Source organism: Piscicoccus intestinalis NBRC 104926, from assembly GCF_001515525.1.
Lineage (GTDB): Bacteria > Actinomycetota > Actinomycetes > Actinomycetales > Dermatophilaceae > Kineosphaera > Kineosphaera intestinalis.
Map to the genome: position 1 here is coordinate 16,963 of NZ_BCNQ01000041.1, position 20,581 is coordinate 37,543.

The 20,581-nt window shown below is 72.4% G+C and carries 11 protein-coding genes and 3 pseudogenes; 3 read left to right on the plus strand and 11 right to left on the minus strand.

Going from position 1 to position 20,581, the window contains the following annotated elements; all coding sequences use genetic code 11:
- Positions 1-4: 4 nt before the first annotated feature.
- The 3 genes and pseudogenes from PINTE_RS08625 to PINTE_RS08635 all read right to left on the minus strand — a co-directional run bounded on the left by PINTE_RS08625 (position 5) and on the right by PINTE_RS08635 (position 4,876).
- Positions 5-2,941 carry a vitamin B12-dependent ribonucleotide reductase gene (locus PINTE_RS08625; protein ID WP_068428753.1) on the minus strand — a complete coding sequence of 979 codons (2,937 nt, stop codon included), beginning with the start codon at positions 2,939-2,941 and terminating at the stop codon, positions 5-7.
- Between the two features lie 155 nt (positions 2,942-3,096).
- Positions 3,097-3,543 (minus strand): annotated as a pseudogene (gene nrdR / locus PINTE_RS08630) (transcriptional regulator NrdR); the annotation flags it as partial.
- A gap of 745 nt (positions 3,544-4,288) precedes the next feature.
- The gene (locus tag PINTE_RS08635) at positions 4,289-4,876 is read right to left on the minus strand and encodes a LysM peptidoglycan-binding domain-containing protein (RefSeq protein WP_169798490.1); all 588 of its coding nucleotides are present in this window, start codon (positions 4,874-4,876) and stop codon (positions 4,289-4,291) included.
- Positions 4,877-5,220: 344 nt separating this feature from the next.
- Here PINTE_RS08635 and lexA point away from each other — a divergent pair, with 344 nt between their 5' ends.
- On the plus strand, positions 5,221-5,922 hold the full coding sequence (lexA, locus tag PINTE_RS08640) for a transcriptional repressor LexA (protein ID WP_068428757.1): 702 nt from the start codon (positions 5,221-5,223) through the stop codon (positions 5,920-5,922).
- 117 nt (positions 5,923-6,039) lie between these two features.
- On the opposite strand, the gene PINTE_RS08645 is transcribed toward lexA, so the two are convergent.
- Positions 6,040-6,969, minus strand: coding sequence for a Sir2 family NAD-dependent protein deacetylase (locus tag PINTE_RS08645; protein ID WP_084343388.1), 930 nt, complete (start codon positions 6,967-6,969; stop codon positions 6,040-6,042).
- Between the two features lie 163 nt (positions 6,970-7,132).
- Here PINTE_RS08645 and PINTE_RS08650 point away from each other — a divergent pair, with 163 nt between their 5' ends.
- A complete protein-coding gene (locus PINTE_RS08650) occupies positions 7,133-8,173 on the plus strand; it encodes a LysR family transcriptional regulator (protein WP_084343389.1) in 1,041 nt (346 codons plus the stop codon).
- 81 nt (positions 8,174-8,254) lie between these two features.
- On the opposite strand, the gene PINTE_RS08655 is transcribed toward PINTE_RS08650, so the two are convergent.
- The 5 genes from PINTE_RS08655 to rpsT all read right to left on the minus strand — a co-directional run bounded on the left by PINTE_RS08655 (position 8,255) and on the right by rpsT (position 17,248).
- Positions 8,255-10,702 carry a ComEC/Rec2 family competence protein gene (locus PINTE_RS08655; RefSeq protein ID WP_068428760.1) on the minus strand — a complete coding sequence of 816 codons (2,448 nt, stop codon included), beginning with the start codon at positions 10,700-10,702 and terminating at the stop codon, positions 8,255-8,257.
- Positions 10,703-10,905: 203 nt separating this feature from the next.
- Complete coding sequence (locus PINTE_RS24260; protein WP_245642871.1) at positions 10,906-11,721, minus strand: ComEA family DNA-binding protein; 816 nt, start codon at positions 11,719-11,721, stop codon at positions 10,906-10,908.
- Positions 11,722-12,472: 751 nt separating this feature from the next.
- Positions 12,473-13,639 carry a DegV family protein gene (locus PINTE_RS08665; RefSeq protein WP_169798491.1) on the minus strand — a complete coding sequence of 389 codons (1,167 nt, stop codon included), beginning with the start codon at positions 13,637-13,639 and terminating at the stop codon, positions 12,473-12,475.
- 7 nt (positions 13,640-13,646) lie between these two features.
- The gene (leuS, locus tag PINTE_RS08670) at positions 13,647-16,559 is read right to left on the minus strand and encodes a leucine--tRNA ligase (RefSeq protein WP_068428769.1); all 2,913 of its coding nucleotides are present in this window, start codon (positions 16,557-16,559) and stop codon (positions 13,647-13,649) included.
- 428 nt (positions 16,560-16,987) lie between these two features.
- Entirely contained in the window at positions 16,988-17,248 is a 261-nt protein-coding gene (rpsT, locus tag PINTE_RS08675; RefSeq protein WP_068428772.1) for a 30S ribosomal protein S20, read from the minus strand.
- Between the two features lie 401 nt (positions 17,249-17,649).
- On the opposite strand from rpsT, the pseudogene PINTE_RS08680 reads away from it, so the two are divergent.
- Positions 17,650-19,018, plus strand: a pseudogene (locus tag PINTE_RS08680) (LssY C-terminal domain-containing protein).
- 181 nt (positions 19,019-19,199) lie between these two features.
- On the opposite strand, the gene holA reads toward PINTE_RS08680, so the two are convergent.
- Together holA and PINTE_RS23185 are read right to left on the minus strand one after the other, a co-directional pair.
- Positions 19,200-20,150: a DNA polymerase III subunit delta gene (gene holA / locus PINTE_RS08685; protein WP_245642872.1), complete on the minus strand. Its 951-nt coding sequence runs from the start codon at positions 20,148-20,150 to the stop codon at positions 19,200-19,202.
- A 155-nt stretch (positions 20,151-20,305) separates the two neighbouring features.
- A pseudogene (locus PINTE_RS23185) lies at positions 20,306-20,581 on the minus strand (ATP-dependent DNA helicase); the annotation flags it as partial.

Sequence of the window (20,581 nt, forward strand, 5' to 3'; positions counted from 1 at the left end):
GGCGTCAGCTGCAGCCGCTGGTGCTGCCGCAGCCCTCGCAGACGTAGCAGGAGCCGGCGGGGCGCATCTTCGTGCCGCAGGTCATGCACATCGGCGCGTCGGCCGCCTTGCCCTGGAGCTTCTCGAACAGCTCCGCGGACGAGTGGACTTCGGCGTCGACGGGCTTGGCCGCCGCGGCGCCGCTGCCGGAGGAGAGGTTGACGGCGCGGGCCGTGGCCACCGCCTCCGAGCCGCCACCCGAGCCGGCCGAGTTGCCGGAGCCACTCGAGCCACTCGCGGACGACGGACCCTTCGGGGCCGCGGTCTGGGAGAAGTTCGCCAGCTCGTCCTCGTACTCGTCGTCGGACTCCTCCTGCTCGTACGAGCCCGTCTCCAGGTGGCGGGCGCGCTCCTCGGCGGAGTGGATGCCCAGGTAGGAGCGGGTCTCGAAGTCGAGGAAGTCCAGCGCGAGGCGGCGGAAGACGTAGTCCATGATCGACTGCGCCATGCGCACGTCCGGGTCGTCGGTCAGGCCGGCCGGCTCGAAGCGCAGGTTGGTGAACTTCTCGACGTACGTCTCCAGCGGCACCCCGTACTGCAGCGCCACGGACACGGCCAGCGAGAACGCGTCCATGAGACCGGCCAGCGTCGAGCCCTGCTTGCCGAACTTCAGGAAGATCTCGCCGAGGCCGTCGTCGGGGTAGGAGCTGGCCGTCAGGTAGCCCTCTGCCCCGCCGACCGAGAACGACGTCGTCTGCGACGAGCGGCGCTTGGGCAGGCGCTTGCGCACCGGGCGGTACTCGACGACCTTCTCGACGACCGGCTCCGCGGCGGAGGCCGACGACCCCTGCGCCTTGGCGTCGGACAGCGGCTGCCCGACCTTGCAGTTGTCGCGGTACACGGCGAGTGCCTTGAGGCCGAGCTTCCAGCCCTGCAGGTAGACCTCGGCGATGTCGTCGACCGTGGCCTCCTGCGGGAGGTTGACGGTCTTGCTGATCGCGCCGGACAGGAACGGCTGGCAGGCCGCCATCATCCGCACGTGACCCATCGGCGGGATCGCCCGGGTGCCCATCGCGCAGTCGAAGACCTCGTAGTGCTCGGTCTTCAGGCCGGGCGCGTCGACGACGTGCCCCTTGTCGGCGATGTACTCGACGATGGCCTCGATCTGCTCGTCCTGGTAGCCGAGCTTCTTCAGGGCCCGCGGGATCGTCAGGTTGACGATCTGCATCGACCCGCCGCCGACGAGCTTCTTGAACTTCACCAGCGAGAAGTCGGGCTCGATGCCGGTGGTGTCGCAGTCCATCATGAAGCCGATCGTGCCGGTCGGGGCGAGCACCGAGGCCTGCGCGTTGCGGAAGCCGTGCTTGGCCCCGAGCCGCACGACGTCGTCCCACGCGCGGGTCGCGACGCGGTGCACCTGCGTGTCCATCTCGTCGAGGGTGCGGATCGTGTCGTTGGCCGCCTGGTGCTTGCGCATGACCCGCTGGTGGGGCTCGGCGTTGCGGGCGTACCCGGCGTACGGGCCGACGACCGCGGCGAGCTGCGCGGAGCGGCGGTAGGCCGCGCCGGTGAGCAGCGAGGTGATCGACGCCGCCAGCGAGCGGCCACCCTCGGAGTCGTAGCCGTGGCCGGTGGCCATGAGCAGGGCACCGAGGTTGGCGTAGCCGATACCGAGCTGGCGGTAGTCGCGGGTCGTGTCGCCGATGGACTCGGTCGGGAAGTCCGCGAAGCAGATCGAGATGTCCATCGCGGTGATGACCAGCTCGACGACCTTGGCGAACGTGTCCGCGTCGAACGTGTCGTCCTCGCGCAGGAACTTCAGCAGATTCAGGCTCGCGAGGTTGCAGCTGGAGTTGTCCAGGCTCATGTACTCGCTGCACGGGTTGGAGGCGGTGATGCGGCCCGTCTCCGGGTTGGTGTGCCAGTCGTTGATCGTGTCGTCGTACTGCAGGCCCGGGTCGGCGCACTCCCACGCGGCCTTGGCGATCTTGCCGAACAGGTCGCGGGCGTCGATCTCGTCGATGACTTCCCCGCTCATGCGGGCGCGCAGCCCGAACTGGCCGCCGTCTTCGACGGCGCGCATGAACTCGTCGCTGACGCGCACCGAGTTGTTCGCGTTCTGGTACTGCACGGACACGATGTCCTTGCCGCCGAGGTCCATGTCGAAGCCGGCGTCACGCAGGGCGCGGATCTTGTCCTCCTCGCGCGCCTTCGTCTCGACGAACTCCTCGATGTCGGGGTGGTCGACGTCGACGACGACCATCTTGGCCGCGCGGCGGGTCGCCCCGCCCGACTTGATCGTGCCCGCGGATGCGTCGGCGCCGCGCATGAACGAGACCGGCCCGGAGGCGGTGCCGCCGGACGACAGCAGCTCCTTGCTCGAGCGGATCCGGGACAGGTTCAGACCGGCGCCCGAACCGCCCTTGAAGATGAAGCCCTCCTCCTTGTACCAGTTGAGGATCGAGTCCATCGAGTCGTCGACGGAGAGGATGAAGCAGGCGGAGACCTGCTGCGGGCTCGGGGTGCCGACGTTGAACCAGACGGGGCTGTTGAAGCTGAACACCTGGTGCAGGAGGCAGTAGGTCAGCTCGTGCTCGAAGAGCGTCGCGTCGTCTTCGGTCGCGAGGTAGCCGTGCTTCTTGCCGGCGGCGACGTAGGTGAGCACGACGCGGTCGATGAGCTGGCGCAGCGACGACTCGCGCTTCGGGGTGCCCAGGGCGCCGCGGAAGTACTTCGTCGTGACGATCGTGCTGGCGTTGATCGACCAGAACGCCGGGAACTCCACGCCGCGCTGCTCGAAGATCGTCTCGCCGGTCTTCCAGTTCTGCTGGACGACATCGCGCTTCTCCCAGGTCACCTCGTCGTACGGGTGGACGCCGGGCGTGGTGAAGATGCGCTCGATCTGCACGCCCTTGGGCGCACCCTTGCGGGCCCCAGTGCGTGCACCGGTGGTCTCGGTCATCAGTTGGTTCCTCCTTGACGCGGCGTCATGTGCGATCCCTCGAGCACCCCGTGGTGGGCGCGCGAGGAGGTGTCGGCTGAGATGTCGTGGTCGTGCTGGTCCCCCCGCTCCCCGGGGTGGCCCGGAGAGTCGTGCGTTGCGTCGCTCGACGTCATGTCGCGCTCGGCGCGCAGGAGCGCGATGGCGGCCTCGAAGTCGTCGAGGGTCTCGAAGCCCTGGTAGACCGACGCGAATCGCAGGTAGGCGATCTCGTCGAGCCGACGCAGAGGGCCCAGGATCGCCAGGCCCACCTCGTGCGCCTCGATCTGGGCCTGCCCGCTGGCGCGCATGTGCTCCTCGACCTGCTGCGCGAGCACGGCGAGATCGTCGTCGCCGACGGGCCGCCCCTGGCAGGCCTTGCGGACGCCGGAGACGATCTTGGGGCGGCTGAACGGTTCGGTGACGCCCGAGCGTTTGATGACGGTCAGGGTCGCGGTCTCGCTCGTCGTGAAGCGGCGGTTGCACGCCGGGCACTGGCGGCGACGTCGGATCGTCGCACCGTCGTCGGCGGTGCGGCTGTCGATGACGCGGCTGTCGTTGTGTCGACAGAACGGGCAGTGCATGGTCGGGCCACCTCCTCTCGGTCACGTCAGGGACTCTCGGGCAGCACCACGCGGCCCTGGGGCGCGCGTGGTGTTCGCGCTCCCGCCGGGGTGCGATGCCTGGGGATGAATCTGTGGACATCGTGTGCACAGGGTGTGCATGACGCCCGTCCAGTTGGGTACAACATGTGGACTAACTACAGCGGTGTAACCACTAGATGTAGGGATGGTAGGCACGCCCGGTCCCGACGATCAAGCCGGCTCGCGCCCCCAGCACGACGCTCGGCGTGTCGCGCCGGTCCTCGCGGGCGCCGACGCGGCACCAGCGCGGCACTAGCGCAGCGCCAGGGCGGCTCCAGCGGGGCACCAGGGCCGGACTCGTCTCGCATCGCGCACCAGCCACGGCGATTCGCACCCGACACGCCCCGCACCGATAAGCCCCGCTAAGCCCCGCGCCAGACACGCTCCGCACCGAGCACGCGGCACCGTCGGCAGGAGTCGGTGCCGTGAGTCCAACGCCACACCGACACCTCAGCCACACGCGTGAGCCAGCACGCCCGGATCGGGCTCGATGGACACTCGAGACGAGGCGCCCGAACGACGATGACCCCAACGCTTCGACGGAGTGCGTCGACACGCCGAGAGCACCGAGACCTACCGAGCTCTTGAGCCGTGCGTCGTCGAACGACGAGGCGGTGATCCACTCAGCCCTTGGCCACCCGGCTCCTTGCCGGCAAGCGGCTAGGAAGCGGCTACTCTCGGCGAGCTATTCGGCGGGAAGCAGGATGCTCTGCCCGGCGACGACCCTCGAGGAGCTCATCTGGTTCAGCTCCCGCAGGACCTGCACCCCTTCGGCCACCGGACGCGTCGGCAGCTGCTCGGCGGCGATGTCGCTGAGCGTCTGGCCGGGGAGCACGGTGGTCGCATGGTCGGCGACCAGCGGCGCGGGCGCCGTGAGCCGGGCCACGGCGAGCAACGCCAGCAGGCACAGGGCGGCGAACGCCACGAGGGTGCGGGTCAGCCGCCCCCGCTGGGTCAGCCGCAGCGGCCGCGACTCGCGCCGCTCCCCCGCGCGCACGGCCCGAAGCCCCGCGCGAGCCCCTGGACGCCACCCGGTAACCCCGGCGACCCCAACGACCCCGGCAGCCCCGGCCTCGCCGGCGACCCCGGGCTCGCCCGCACGGGCCGGCACCGTCTCCAGCGGAGCGAGGTCGCCGGCCAGGTTTCCGTCGACATACCACTCGCCGCGCACCTGCGGACCCTCGCCGAGAGCGGCCGGACCCGTCGGCACGAGCCTCAGCCGCGAGCCCGCCGCACCCCGACGCGACGTCACCGGCATGGCCACTGCACTCATGACTGCCTCCCTTCGCGACCCGCACGAGCAGGCACGCTGCCGATCCACCGAACCGCTCGAGGCCGGACCACCCAGGCGATCCCGAACTCGCACCCCTGTTCGATAGAACATTTGTTTGTATCTGACCACAGGATCGAACTCATGTCCAGACACGCCGCCGGACTTCTTGGGACTGATGTACGACGTCGCATTAGACTCCTGCATGACGAACACTCAAGCAGCGACCACCGACAAGATCCGGGGAACCGGCGCTGACCAGGGCGTTCGCCACCAAGAGCGAGCGGGGCAACACCCGCTCGCACGACGAGGCTGGACGAAGCCCGCGAGGCCCAGGAGGATCCGACATGGCCGACATCCACGAGCTGCCCGAACGACCGGTGAAGCGGGGCCTAACCGGCCGCCAGCGCAAGGTGCTGCTCGTCATCCGCAATTCGGTGGAGAGCCGCGGCTACCCGCCGAGCCTGCGCGAGATCGGCCAGGCCGTCGGGCTCACCAGCCCCAGCAGCGTGGCGCACCAGCTCGGCGCGTTGGAGCGCAAGGGCTATCTGCGGCGCGACCCCAACCGGCCGCGGGCGCTGGAGATCGTCGCGCTGCCGGACAACTTCCCCGGCGTCCCGTCGGATTCCCCCGACCACGGCCCCGACGAGACCGGTGTGGGCGATCAGCGCCCTCCGGCGACGTACGTGCCGCTCCTCGGCCGGATCGCCGCCGGCGTGCCGATCACCGCCGACGAGCTCGTCGAAGACGTCTTCCCCCTACCGCGGCAGATCGTCGGCGAGGGCGACCTGTTCCTGCTCAAGGTCAGCGGCGACTCGATGGTCGACGCGGCGATCTGCGACGGAGACTGGGTCGTCGTGCGCCAGCAACCGACCGCCGACAACGGCGACATCGTCGCGGCCATGCTCGACAACGAGGCGACCGTCAAGACGTTCAAGCGGGTCGACGGGCACGTGTGGCTCATGCCGCACAACGCGGCTTACGAGCCCATCGCCGGTGACGAGGCGACGGTGCTCGGCAAGGTGACCGCGGTCCTGCGACGCGTCTGAGGCCAGGGCGCCCGCTCGTCGGTGTGCATCAGAGCGCGTCGGCGCCCGGCGGCGGCTCGAAGAACCGCGAGCTTCACACGGGGGCGGACGCCGGGTCAGCGCGAGGCGGCCGCCGGGTCAGCCGGTGCTCACCGCCTCCGCGATCTCGGGCAGCACGGTGCCCAGCGGGCCGAGCAGGCGGATCGCGGCGAGGTCCTCACCGCGGGTGGTGCCGTTGGTGATGATCGCCACAGGCAGCCCGCGGGCGGCGGCGTGGCGCACGAACCTCAGCCCGGACATCACCGCCAGCGACGATCCGAGCACGAGCAGCGCCTGGGCGCGGTCCACGGCCTCGTAGCAGGCCTGCACGGTCTGCCGATCGGCTGATTCGCCGAAGAAGACGACGTCCGGTTTGAGGTGCACTCCGGCGCATTCTTCGCAGCGTGCGACGCGGAACCGGTGCTCCAGGCTGAGCGGCAGGTCGACGTCGCCGTCGGGGCGGATCGAGCCGGCGTCGTCGAGAGCCGCCTCGAGGTAGCCGGGGTTGAGGCGGGTCAGGGCCGCCTGCACCCGGTCGCGCAGGAGCCGGGCGCCGCAGTCGACGCACACGACGCGGGTCAGGGTGCCGTGCAGTTCGATGACGCGCCGGGATCCGGCCTCCTGATGCAGGCCGTCGACGTTCTGGGTGATGACCGCGTCGAGGCAGCCGGCGCTCTGGATGCGGGCGAGCGCCTCCTGCCCGGCGTTCGCGCGGGCCGCGCGGAACCGGTTCCAGCCCACGTAGGCGCGCGACCAGTAGCGCCGGGCCCCCGCCTCCCCGTCGCGGAACTCGTCGATCGTCATCGGCGTCACGCGTCGGCTGCCGTCGGGACCGCGGTAGTCGGGGATGCCGGACTCGGTCGACATGCCCGCCCCGGTCAGCGCCACCACTCCCCCGCCGCGCAGCAGGTCGATGACGTCGCGCACGCTCCCGCGCAGCGCAGGCGCGGCGCCGGGCTCCGGACGCCAGGCGGAGCGAGGCGTGACGCGGGGCGGTCGTGTCGAGGCGGTGGCGTCGGCAAGGCTCACGCGGCCATTGTCACCTCAGCACGCTCGCTCGTTGACGCGGGGGCGGAGGTCAGGCGGCGTCAGCAACGGGGAAAACTGCACACTGTTGTGTGTGTTGTACGGTCCGTGTCGGATATCGGAATGTCCCAGCTGGCGTACAGTAACGTGACGTTATGATTGTCCGATGATCGACACCGCCGGCTTCCGAGTCATGCGCGCCATCGCCGAGGAAGGCAGCTTCACGGCCGCCGCGCTGGCGTTGGGGTACTCCCAGCCCGCCGTCTCACAGATGGTGCGTCGGCTCGAACAACGTACGGGCACAGCGCTCGTCGAGCGGGTGGGCCGTTCGGTGCGGCTCACCGAGGCGGGGCAGGTGTTGGCGCGGCACGCCGTGAGCGTGCTGTCGTCGCTGGAGGCCGCCGAGGAGGAGATCGCGGCGATCGCCGGGCTGCGGGCGGGGCGGGTTCGGCTCGCGGCCTTCCCGTCGTCGGCGTCGACCCTCGTGCCGACGGCGCTGGCCCAGGTGCGGCGCGACCACCCCGGGGTCAGCGTGTCGTTCTCGGAGGCCGAGCCGCCGGAATCCTTGGCGTCGTTGCGGGCCGGCGACTGTGACATCGCGGTCGCGTTCTCGTACGAGGGCACCGACCTGGCCCGCGGCGAGGAGTCGCTGGACTCGTTCGTCACGTACCCCCTCATGGAGGACGAGGTGCATCTCGCCCTGCCGAAGGGGCACCCGCGCGCGGCCGACCCGGTGGTCCGGATCGAGGATCTCGCCGACGAGGACTGGATCGCCGGGTGTCCGCGCTGTCGCGGGCACCTGCTGCAGGTGTGTTCGAACGCCGGGTTCGTGCCGCGAGTCGGGTTCGAGACCGAGGACTACGTCACCGTCATGTCGTTCGTCGCGAACGGGCTCGGCATCGCCCTCGTGCCCGGCCTCATCATGCGCAACACCCGCCACCCCGACGTCGTGACGGTGCCGATCGAGCCCGCCTCGCGCCGCACGGTGTACGCGGTGACCACCCCCGACCTGCAGCGCGTGCCCGCCGTCGCGGCGACCCTCGACGCCCTCTGCGCGAGTTCGCGCGCGGTCGACGCGAGCGGCGGGATGTGCCGGGCGGATGACACAACGCCCGACGTGCTGCGCACCGGGTTGGACGGCCACGAGGGACATCGTCGCCACCTCATGCCCGAGCACGTGGATTCCGTACCGGCTCTGCTGATCTGAGCCGATGGCCCGGCTCCTGCCCCCCAGCTCTCCCGGCTCGGCCGGCGGTCAGGGTCGATTCCATCAAGAGGGCGTGGAGGGTCAGCCGCGGGAGCGCACGACCCGCAGCGCGCCCGCCCCACGTTCGCTGGGAACGAGGAGGATGTCGCCGTCGCGGTCGGTGCGCAGCACCGTGGCGCCGGCCCGGGCGTACAGGTCGATCGTGCGCGGCGCCGGGTGGCCGTAGTCGTTGTCGGCACCGACGCTGACGACCGCCACGGGTGCGGCGGCGAGCTGGACGAGCCCGCGATCGGTGTTCGCGGAGCCGTGGTGGGCGATCTTCACGACGTCGATCGGTGGGTTCGGGTGCCCGGCCGGCGACTCGGCCCGCAGGGAGCGGGCGATCGCGGCGGCCTCTTCGCGTTCCGCATCCGCGAGCAACAGGAGGCGCAGCGAGGTCGTGCGCACGTCGAGGACGAGACCGTTGTTGTTGGGCATCGACCCCTCGCGCACGAGCCGCACCGGCCCGATGACCTGCATGCGGACCGGCCCGGCTCCGAGTTCGGCGCCCGCGGACAGGATCGTCGGGGTTAGTCCGGCGTCGGCGGCCCATCCGGCGACCAGCCGGGCCTGATCGGGCGGGTCCGCCAAGGCCCCGACGTAGAGTGCCCGCACGTCGCGGCCGGCGAGCGCGCCGGGCAGCCCAGCGACGTGGTCGGCGTGGTAGTGCGTGAGGATCACCGCGTCGAGACGGGTCACCCCGAGCCGGTCGAGGCAGCCGCGCACCGCCGCGGGGTCGGGACCGGCGTCGACGAGAACCGCTGCGCCCGGGCCCGTCGGCAGCACGAGCGCGTCGCCCTGCCCGACGTCGCAGGCGCCGAACTCCCAACCTGCGGGAGTTGTCGCCGTCGGCAGCGGCCACCACGACGCAACGACGAGGAGAAGCAGCGCCAGCGCCGCGCGTGGGTGGCGGCGGAGCCGGCGTGCCGCCCACGGGCCGACCAGGAGGACCAGCACGGTCAGAGCCGCGAGCAGCAGGGCGCCGGGCGTGCCGTCGGGCCACGGCAGGGTGCCCAGCGGCATCGGTGCCAGGACGTGCGCGATCCCCGCGATGGCCCACGCCGGCAGGGCGGCGGCCCAGGCGAGCACGGTGCCCGCCGGTGTCCAGACCGCGGCGGTCAGGGCGGCGAGCACCCCCGCGACGGTCGCCGGCGCGACGAAGACGGCGGCACCGAGGTTGGCGACCACGCCGATGATCGGCACCGAACCCTGCAGGAGCACGACGACGGGGGCGCAGGTCGCCTGCGCCGCCAGGGGGATCGCGGTCGCGTCCGCCAGGGCCCGCACCCGGGCGTTCGCTCCCGCCCCGCGCGGCAGGTACCGGGCGAGGGCCGCACCCCACGGTCGCGCGAAGAGCAGCAGTCCGATCGTCGCGAGCACCGACAGCGCGAACCCGTACGAACGGGCCAGCCACGGGTCGACGCACAGCAGCACCACGATCGCGCCGCCCAGCGCCGAGGGTCCCGCCGCCCGCCGGGAGGCCCCGAGGCCGAGCAGACCGATCGCGCCCATCACCGCGGCGCGCAGCACGCTGGGGTCGGGCCGCGCGAGCACGACGAAGCCGGCGAGCACGGCCCCACCGACGACCGGGCGCCACCGCCGCGGCACCCGTAACACACCGCTGAGCAGCACCGCGGCGCCGAGCACGACCGCGACGTTCGACCCGCTGACCGCCGTCAAGTGGGTCATTCCGGTGGCTCGCATGTCGTCGGTCAGGTCCGGTGGGGTCAGGCTGCGGTCGCCGATGACCAGCGCCGGCACGAGACCGCGCGGGTCCGCGGGCAGGGGCGCGACCGCCTCCCGCAGTCGCTGTCGAACGTGTTCGGCGAAGCGGGCGACCGGCCCGGCGCTCGCGACCCGCCGGACCTCTCCCGAGACGGCCAGCTGCGCGACGACCTTCTCCCCCGGCTCGGCGCGCCCGAGCCGGCCGGTGACGACCACCCGCTCGTGCCAACGCAGTTCGGCCAGCGAGACCGGCCCGGTGAGCAGCACCGGGGTGCGCACCGCGGTGACCTGGCCGCGGCCTGAGACGCGCGTGACCAGGAGGCGCACGAGCACCTTGGGCTGGGTGCGCTCGGCGTCGGCGGGGAGCACGCGGGGGTCCTCGTGCACGCGTCCTTCGAGGGTGACGACGGCCCGGCGCTGCGCGAGCTGCCCGAGCGGTCCCGCGTCGCGGACCGCCAGGTGGCCCGCCGCACTGACGCTCACCAGGGCCGTGACCAGCGCGGCGAGCGCCACCCCGGCATATGCCGCCTGCCAGGTGGACCGGGTGGTCGGGGTGGTGGACGGGGTGGACGGCGTGGGTGGCCGTCGTCGGCGGTGGCCGTGACCGCGACAGCGCAGCGTGCGGTGCACCGCCACAGCGGCAGCCGCGGCGATCGTCAGGGCGGCGCCGGTCATCACGAGCAGGGCCGTGGCCGATCCGGTCGGCAGCATGATCACGCAGACTGCCCAGGCGACGCACGCGGCGAGGAGCAGCCGCAGATCCAACCCCGACTCGCTCGCCGGGTCCGGAGTCTGCGAGGTCTCCGGGGACTTCGGGGCATCCGAGGCATCCGAGGCATCCGAGGCATCCGAGGCGCCCCGCGTATCCGGCGCGCTGCCGCGGCGCGGCCCCACACGTTTCGGCCCCATCAGGGGCGGACGGCGCGACGGCTGGAGCGGGTGGTGTGGCCCGCGACGCGGCGGGGAGCTCACACGCGCACATAGGGCCGCAACCGCTCGAGGGTCTTCTCACCGATGCCCTGCACCTCGGTGAGCTCCTCGACGGACCCGAACCGGCCATTGGCCTGCCGCCACGCGATGATGCGTTCCGCCATGACCGGGCCGACCCCGGGCAGTGCCTCCAGGGCGGCGGCGTCGGCGCTGTTGAGATCCAGCGGCTGTCGCGCTCCGCCGGCCTGTCCGCTCGATCCCGTCGAACCGCCTCCCGCCTGCCCCGGGGGCGCAGCGGTCGGCCCACCCGGAGCCGGGCCGGTCGCCAGGGCCGCGGGCGTCGCCCCGCGCGGGCGCACGACGATCTGTTCGCCGTCGGCGACGGCCCGAGCCAGGTTCACGCTCGTCGCGTCGGCCTTGGAAGTCAGGCCACCGCAGCGCTTCACGGCGTCGGCGACCCGCGCCCCGGCCGCGACCCGCGTCACCCCGGGGCGACCCACCTCGCCCACGACGTGGACGACCACCGTTCCGGAGGCCGTGGCCGCGCCACCCGTCGCGGCACCGCTCGCACCGGCGTCGGCTGCAGCTTGGGCCGTCGACGGGACAGCCGATGCCCCCGGGTTCCCTGCGATGCCCGGGGTGCCCGCGGCACCCGGGGCGCCCGAAGCACCTGCCGCGCCCGCCGAGGCGCCCGCTGCCCCGGCGGTGCCGGAGACGCCGGAGACGCCGGGTGTCGCCACCGCCTCCACGGGCACGGGCTCCGCCCGCGAGTCGGCCCACCAGACGCGGGCTCCGACGATCGCCGCGAGGACCAGCACGACGAGCGCCACACCGAGCAGCGTCCGGCCGGTCACCCCGACACGGGCGCCGCGCAGCGCGGAAGGCAGTTCGATCAGGGCCGGCCCTCCCCGACGCCCGCCGAGGGGGCCACCGACCCCGCCAAGGCCGTCGCGACCGTCCAGACCGTCGCGACCGTCCAGACCGTCCGGACCGTCCAGATCATCGAGACCGCCGGGGCCGACCGCGCTGACGGGGCTGACGGGGCTGACTGAGTGGTCCGGGTTGACCGGCCTGACCGAACTGCTCTGACTGCGCCCCGGATCCGGGATGGGGGGTCGCTCCGGATCGTCGTCGTAGCCCGTGAACTGCGAGAACTCCGGCTCAACCGGGCGCGCCGAGTACACCGAGTCGTCCTGCGTGCGTCCCGAGCGGCCCAAGCGGCCCGAGCGGCCCAAGCGGGTAAGGCCCGAGCGCCCGCCGTCGGCGAGGCCACCAGCGACGGCGAGGGCGGCCGTGTCGGCCCCGCCGTCCGTGCGGGGGCTCGACGCAACGGGCTCACGCGTAGACGCGGGGATGCCGGCGGGGTCGGCGACGGGAGGCGCCTGGGCCGTCAAGAGCGCGGCGAGGCGGCGCGTCGACGGATGGGGGTCGGGGACGTGCGGGCGGGGCATGACCGGCACGGTAGACACGCCGTCACCCGCGGCGCAGGCGACGGGCGGCCCGCCTGTGGACGGCCGACACCCGCCGAACGCACCTGTGGACAGATCCTGTCGCCAGCTCCGAGAGCGATGCGCAAGGCGCGCCGGACCAGCGACGCTCCGACGCTCAGGCCGGTGCGACGACGACCGCGATAGTGCCCGGTCCTAGGTGCACGGCCAGCACGGCAGGCAGCTCACGCACCTGCACCGGCGGCGGCACCGGCTCCCCACCCTCACCGGCGGGCACCGCGCAGCGTTCCCGCAGGTCGGCGGCCAACCGCTCGGCCCGCTCCAGGGCGTCCGCATGATGCACGGCGATCCGCACACCGCCCGCCACCGGCTCAGCCGACGAAGATGCCGTCGACGAAGGGTCCGGGGCGTTGCCGTGCGGCGCGTCTTCCGCCGGCGTCACGACGGCGCCGTGCCCGCCGGCGCCACTGCCCACCGCGTCCTCGCCGCCCGCAGCACCGCTCGTAGCACCGTCCACGCCGACGCCCACGGCGGCCTCGGCGCGCAGGGCCTCGACGCTCTCGACGGCCAGGTCGGTGAGCCGGGCCAGCGCGCGCCCGCTCGTGCGCAGCCGCGCCACCGGCTCCACGTGCCCGCGCGTCAGCGCGATGATCGGCTTGATCGCCAGCGCGCTGCCCAGCAGCGACGCCGCGGCCCCGATCCGGCCGCCCCGGCGCAGCTGGTCGAGGCTGTGCACGTAACACAGCACGGTGGTGCGGGCGCAGCGCGAGCGGATTTCCTCGCCGAGGCGACGGGCGCGCTCCCCGGCATCCGAGGCGTCCCCGGCATCGGAGGCCTCCGAGTCCTCACCACGGCCACCGGAACCCGCCGAGCCAGCGCCGCCGGCACCGCGCGCCGCGGCGAGCACGGCGTACCCGAGGGCGAGTCCGGTGCTGGCGGTGTCGACGACGTCGACGGGCACGGGCGCCTCCCGGGCCGCGAGCGTCGCGCCGTCGCACGTGCCGGACAGCTGGCCGGACAGGTGCGCCGAGACGACCGCCTGCGCTCCCCCGGCGGCGAGCCGTTCGTAACGGTCCAGCAGCACCGCCGGCGACGGCCGCGACGTGCTGACGCGGCGGTTCTTGCGGATCGCCTCGATGACCTGCGCCGGCTCGACGTCGACGCCTTCGGTGAACTCCTCGTTGTCGATGAGAACGTGCAGCGGCACGACGGTGACGCCCGCCGCGGCGGCCTCCTCGGCGGTCAGCGCCGCCGTGGAGTCGGTGACCACGGCGACGGGGGGAAAGCCGGCCACGACCGGCTCCCCGATCCGTGCGCTGGGCACCGACACCTCAGTTCGCGACGATGTTGACAAGACTCGGCGCGCGCACGACGACCTTGCGCACCGTCTTGCCGGCGATGAGCTCGGCGATGCGCGGCTCGGCCAACGCCTGCTCCTGCAGCGTCGCGTCGTCGATGTCGGCCGGCACCTGCAGGCGGGCCCGCACCTTGCCGAGCACCTGCACGACGCACGTCACCGAATCCTCCACGAGGTAAGCCGGATCCGCGGTCGGGAACGGCGCGTAGACCACGCTGTCGTCGTGCCCGAGCCGGTGCCACAGCTCCTCGGCGATGTGCGGGGCGACCGGCGCGATCATGACGACCAGCGGCTCGACGACCTCCCGCGGCGCCGAAGGCAGCCGGGTCAGCGCGTTGTTCAACTCGATGAGCTTGGCGATGGCGACGTTGAACCGCAGGTTCTCGTAGTCGCTCCCGACCGCCGCGATCGTGCGGTGCAGCACCCGGCGGGTCGCGTCGTCCGCGGCGTCGTCGACGACGCTCAGCTCCCCGGTCGACTCGTCGACGACGTTGCGCCACAACCGCTGCAGGAAGCGCTGCGAACCGACGACGGCCCGGGTCTCCCACGGCTTGGACTGCTCCAGCGGCCCCATGCTCATCTCGTAGAGCCGGAAGGTGTCGGCGCCGAACTGCTCGTACATCTCATCGGGCGAGACGACGTTCTTCAGCGACTTGCCCATCTTCCCGTACTCCCGGGAGACGGTCTCGCCGTTCCAGCTGTACACGGTCGCGCCGGTGTCGTCGACGGACTCGACGACCTCCGCTGCCGGCACCGTCTGCCCCCGGGCGTCGCGGAACGCGTACGCCTGGATGTAGCCCTGGTTGACCAGCCGCCGGAACGGCTCGGCGCTGCTGACGTGGCCGAGGTCGAAGAGCACCTTGTGCCAGAACCGGCTGTACAGCAGGTGCAGCACCGCGTGCTCGACGCCGCCGACGTATAGGTCGACGCCGCCGACGTCCGGCAGGCCCGCGGGGGCGCCGGGCACCGGCTCCGGGCGCGGGCCCATCCAGTAACGCTCCACCTCGGGGTCGACGAAGGCGTCGGTGTTCGCCGGGTCGAGGTAACGGATCTCGTACCAGCACGAGCCGGCCCACTGCGGCATGACGTTGAGCTCGCGCCGGTAGGTCTTGGGACCGTCCCCAAGGTCGAGCTCGACGTCGACCCAGTCCTTCGCGCGGGCCAGCGGCGGCGTCGGCTCGCTCGTCGTGTCGTTGGGGTCGAGCTGCTGCGGGGAGTAGTCGTCGACGTCGGGCAGCGTCACCGGCAGCATCGACTCCGGCAGCGCGATCGGCAGGTTGTGCTCGTCGTAGACGATGGGGAACGGCTCGCCCCAGTACCGCTGGCGGCTGAACAGCCAGTCGCGCAGCTTGTACGTGACGGTGCCGCGGCCGGTGCCCTTGGCCTCGAGGTAGGCGATCATCGCGGCCTTGGCGTCGGCGACACCCAGTCCGTTGAGGTCGAGCTCGGCGTTGGCGCTGTTGATGGCCGGACCGTCTCCGGCGAACGCGACATTGTCGGGGTGCTCGGGCGTGGGCTGCACGGTGCGGATGATGTCGAGGTCGAAGGCCTGCGCGAAGTCCCAGTCGCGCTGGTCCTGCCCGGGCACCGCCATGATCGCGCCGGTGCCGTACCCCATGAGCACGTAGTCGGCGACGAACACCGGGATCTTTCGCCCGTCGACCGGATTGATCGCAAAGGAGCCGGTGAAGACGCCGGTCTTCTCCTTGACCTCGCTCTGGCGCTCCAGGTCGGTCTTGCGGGAGGCGGTGGCGACGTAGGCGTCGACGGCCTCGCGCGGACCGGCGTCCCCGCTCTTCCAGGCGTCGCGGGTGCCGTGCGGCCAGGCGTCGGGCACGAGGCGCGCCACCAGCGGGTGCTCGGGCGCGAGCACCATGAACGTCGCGCCGAACAGCGTGTCGGGGCGGGTCGTGAAGACCTCGATGTTCTCGTCGGCGCCGTCGAGGGTCGTCACGGCGAAGTCGACGTTGGCGCCGGTGGATCGGCCGATCCAGTTGCGCTGCATGAGCTTGACGGGCTCGGGCCAGTCGACGCGGTCGAGGTCGAACAGGAGCCGGTCCGCGTACGTCGTGATCCGCATCATCCACTGGCGCATGTTGCGCTTGAAGACCGGATAGTTGCCGATGTCCGAGCGGCCCTCGGCGGTGACCTCCTCGTTGGCCAGCACGGTGCCCAGGCCCGGGCACCAGTTGACCGGGGCCTCGCTGACGAACGCGAGCCGGTACCCGTCGACGACCTCGCGCCGCTCGACCCCACTCAGCTCGCTCCAGGCCCGGCCGTCGGGCAGCGCCCGCTGCCCCGAGGCGAATTCGGCCTCCAGCTCGGCGATCGGGCGGGCCTTGCCGCGGGTGCCGACCGAGTTCTCGGCGTCGGCGTCGAACCACGCGTTGAACAGCTGGGTGAAGATCCACTGGGTCCAGCGGTAGAACTCGACGTCGGTCGTCGCGACGCTGCGGCGGTCGTCGTGGCCCAGCCCGAGGCGGGCGAGCTGGCGGCGCATGTTCGCGATGTTGTTCTCGGTCGTGATCCGCGGGTGCTGCCCGGTCTGGATCGCGTACTGCTCCGCGGGCAGGCCGAACGCGTCGTAGCCGAGGGCGTGCAGCACGTTCTTGCCGGTCATCCGCTGGTAGCGGGCGTAGGCGTCGGTCGCGATGTAGCCGAGCGGGTGCCCGACGTGCAGCCCCGCGCCGGAGGGGTACGGAAACATGTCGAGCACGAACAGCTTGTCGCGGCCGGCCACCAGCCCGGGCTGCGCCCACGGACCCGCGGTGTTGGGGGCGTGGTAGGTGCCGTCGGCCGCCCACCGGTCCTGCCAGTGCCGCTCGATGCGGTCGGCCAGCTCCGCGGTATAGCGGTGGGGGTACTGGGCGGCCGTGCTGTCAGTCATCCGTTCCTTCTCCTGTAGTGCGGGCGGCCCGGAGCCCGTGGCGTGGCCACGAGACACGGGAGGCGGGGGCGGACATGGAAAAACCCCTCGCACAGAGGGGTGTGCCGCTCCGACGCTGTCGTCGGGCGGCTAGCCAAGAAGTCGCCGCTGCACCATGGGGGCCAGGCTACCGCAGCGGGCGCAGACGCCGACGGACCCGTCCACGGGGGACGGGTCCGTCGGTCGAGCGGCTGGCGGCCGGGACGCCTCGGTGCCGGCGCCCCGGAGGCCTCGGTGCCGGCGTCGCGGCCGGGCCCTGGGTGGCCCGCTCTGCTCGACGGGCGACCAGGCGCCCGCTCGGCATAGCCGACCGGAGTCGGTCAGAGCCGACCCGAGCCGATCAGCGTCGACTGGAGCCGGCCGGTGACGGCTGGAGCCCAAAGTGTGGCTCAGAGCGCGTTGTGCGCCTTGGCCATCGCCGCCTTCTTGTTGGCGGCCTGGTTCTTGTGGATGACGCCCTTGCTGACGGCCTTGTCGAGCTTCTTGCTCGCCTGGCGCAGGGCGGCCTCCGAGGCGTCCTTGTCACCGGTCGCGGCGGCCTCACGGAACTTGCGCACCCACGTGCGAAGCTCGGACTTGACGGCCTTGTTGCGGTCGGTGCGCTTGGCGTTGGTCTTGATGCGCTTGATCTGCGACTTGATGTTCGCCACGAGTGTCTCTTTCGGGTCGATCGGCTGCGCGCGGCGGTTTCGCCGACGCAGGCCCGCCCTCGGTGCCGGACCGCGATCGGCGCCCGATCGGGCTCCGATGAGGTCATGGCTCGATCCGGTCAAAGGCGAGCTGGGAGTGCGTGTCGTCGCGCACGACCTGGGCGCGCACGCAATCGCTCAACTTACCAGGGCCGCCGCGACCGCCCAAAACGCCGGCTCACAACGCATCCACAACCACCACGACGGCGCCCCTCAACGACGCTCCCAACGATCCCTCAACGACGTCCCCACGACGTCCCCAAACGACGCTGAGAACTGCGTGTCAGTGTGAGGACTGCGGCACGAACTGCAGTCGCGACCGCGACACGCAGGTTTCAGGGTCATTGACGCAGAATCGGGGCATGGCGCGACCGCGGTACGAGCACCCTCCGGAGAAGGTCAGCGGGTGGTCGCTGCGGCACGTCGTCAGCCTCGCGCTGATCGAGAACCTCTTCTTCGGCGCGGCCACGGTGTTCGCGTTCCTCTTCGCGTTCGTCGTGCTGCGGCAGGGGGTCAGCGGCTGGGCGAGCGTCGCGTGGCTGCTCGTGTTCTGGGCGGTGCTCGCGTATCTCGCGCTCCCCCGGCTCCACCGGGTGCTGTCCGGCATCTACGTGCCGAACTACTTCTTCGGGCGCACCCGCACGTCCGACGGCCTGCTCGGCGACCCCGTCAACCTCGCGCTGACCGGCTCCGCCGAACAGATCCACGACGTCATGCGCCGGGCCGGGTGGATCGAGGCCGACCCGGTCGACCTGACGTCCAGCGCGCGGATCGTCACCGCCTCCCTGAGCCGGCGCAGCTACCCGCGGGCGCCGGTGAGCCCGTTGTTCCTCTTCGGCCGCCAGCAGAAGTTCGCGTATCAGCAGGAGGTGCAGGGCAACCCGTCCCAGCGCCACCACGTGCGGTTCTGGCCGTGCCCGCCGGATTGGCTGCTGCCGGGCGGGCACCGCGTCGACTGGCTGGCGGCCGGCAGTTACGACCGGGCGGTCGGGCTGTCGTTCTTCACGTTTCAGGTGACCCAGCATCGACCGCGACATCGACATCGAACGCGACTACATCGTCGACACCATCAACTACGCGTGCCCGGAGGTGCGCACGACGCTCATTGAGGACTTCTCCACCGGCTACCACAGCCGCAACGGCGGCGGCGACGCCATGACCACCGACGGTGACCTGCCCGTGCTCGGCGTGGAGGCGGTCACCCCGGCTCCCGTCGCGGGCGCGCCCGTGGCCGACGACGTGCTGCACCGGGTCGGGCGCCGCCCGTTCAGCGTCGTCGCCGCTCTCGCGCTGACGCTGCTGTCGCTGAGCGCATCGCTCGCCGTGGCCATGTACGAGCTGGAGTCGGTGGTCACCGGCGAGGTGAGCGCGATGGCCCAGGAAGGTGAGCAGATCTCGGAGAGGACGATGCTGGCCATCGTGCTCGGATCGGTGGTGCTCACCTACGCGATCATGGGCGTGCTGGCCTGGCTGACGTACCTGGGGAGCCAGTTGGCGCGACTGTGCCTACTCGCGGGCCTGACGTTCTCGCAACTGAGCAGCCTCGTGCAGTGGCTCGGGTCGGCGCGGCCGACCTTCTGGGCGCTGACCGCGCTGGCCGTCGACCTGCTGACGATCTACGCGCTCACCTCGCCGTCGGCGCAGGAGTGGACCCGCAAGCACGGCCTCACCGCCCGGAGACGGGCCCGCCGGCTCGCCCGACGCCTCGCCGGCCGCGCCGTCACGGGCTGACGACGGCCGCCCGCAACCCGACCGCGACCCTACCGCGACTGCCCGGAACCGGCCCCGCGACCCGACCGCGGATGCCCGGGACCTGCCCCGCGGCCAGTCCGCGACCCGACCGACCCGACCGACCCGACCGCGGCCCCGCGACGAAGGCATGGCTCGCGCCGACGTGCCCCTTGCGCGCGGCTCAGCGCTGGGAGCGGGCGCGCGACATCGCGAGGATCGCGCGCTCGACGGCGTACACCGGGTCGCGGCCGCCGCCCTTGACGTCGAAGTCCGCGGCGGCGACGGCCTGGATCGCCTCGCCGAGGCCGTCGTCGCTCCAGCCGTGCAGGGAGCGGCGCGCCTTGTCGACCTGCCAGGGCGCCATCCCGAGGGTCTTGGCGACCTGGGCGGGGTGGCCGCGCCCGGCTCCGGAGACCTTGACGAGTTGGCGCAGCTGCATGGCGAGCACCGCGACGATCGGCACCGGGTCGACGCCTGCGGCGATCGCGTGCCGCAGGAGCCGCAGCGCCTCGGCTGTGTTGCCGGCGACCGCGGCGTCGGCGACGCGGAATCCGGTGGCCTCGACCCGGCCTCCGTGGTAGCGCTCGACGACGTCTTCGTCGACCATCCCGTCGGTGTCGGCGATGAGTTGCGCACAGGCAGAAGCGAGTTCGGTGACGTCTTTGCCGACCGCCTCGACGAGTGCGCGCACCGCGCCGGGGCTGATGCGCCGGGAGTTGGAGCGGAATTCGGCCTGCACGAAGTCGGACTTGTCGCGGTCGGACTTGATCGCCGGCGCCTCCAGCACCCGCGCCCCGGCCTTCTTCATCGCGTCGATGAGCTTGCGGCCGCGGTTGCCCCCGGAGTGCCACACGATGAGCGTGCAGTCCTCCGGCGGGTCGGCGACGTGGGCGAGCAGGTCCTCGACGAGATCGTCGGCCGCCTCCGCGACGCCGCGCACGACGATCGCCTTGGCACCGCCGAACAGCGAGGGGCTCGTGTGCTGCCCGAGCGCGCCCGACTCGTAGCCGGCGGCGTCGAGGCGGATGACCTCGACGTCGGGGTCGGCCCCGCGCAGCGCGTCGACCGTCGCGGTCAACGCGCGCTGGGCGAGCACGTCCTCGGGCCCCGTGACGAGCACGAGCGGCGGCACCGCCGCGCTGCTCGGCGGCTCCCCCGGCCCGCCTCCCGCTCCGGCCGCCCTGTTCGACCCGGCCGCCCTGTTCGACCCAGCCGACCCAGCCGACCCCGCAGAGCCGGCGGACCCTCCCCGTCCCGGCGAGCGGCCCGAACTCCTCGGTGGCGCGTTCATGCGGGCTCCCGCAGGTCGAGGCCGAGCTGTCGGCCGCGGGTGCGCACGGCCGCGGCGGGCGCGTCGAGTTCGTCGGCGATGTCGTCGACCCGGTAGCCGTCGGTGGCGAGTTCGCGCAGCGCCTCGTCCTCCCCTGCCGTCCAGGCGAACCCGTGGGTGACGGCGGTGCGGGTCGCGCCGGGCACCGGGGCACCGGTGGACCGGGCGTCGGCCACCAGCTCCGGATGCTCCCCCGTCGGCGCCGCGGCCGGCGTGGCCAGGGTCGGCCCGCG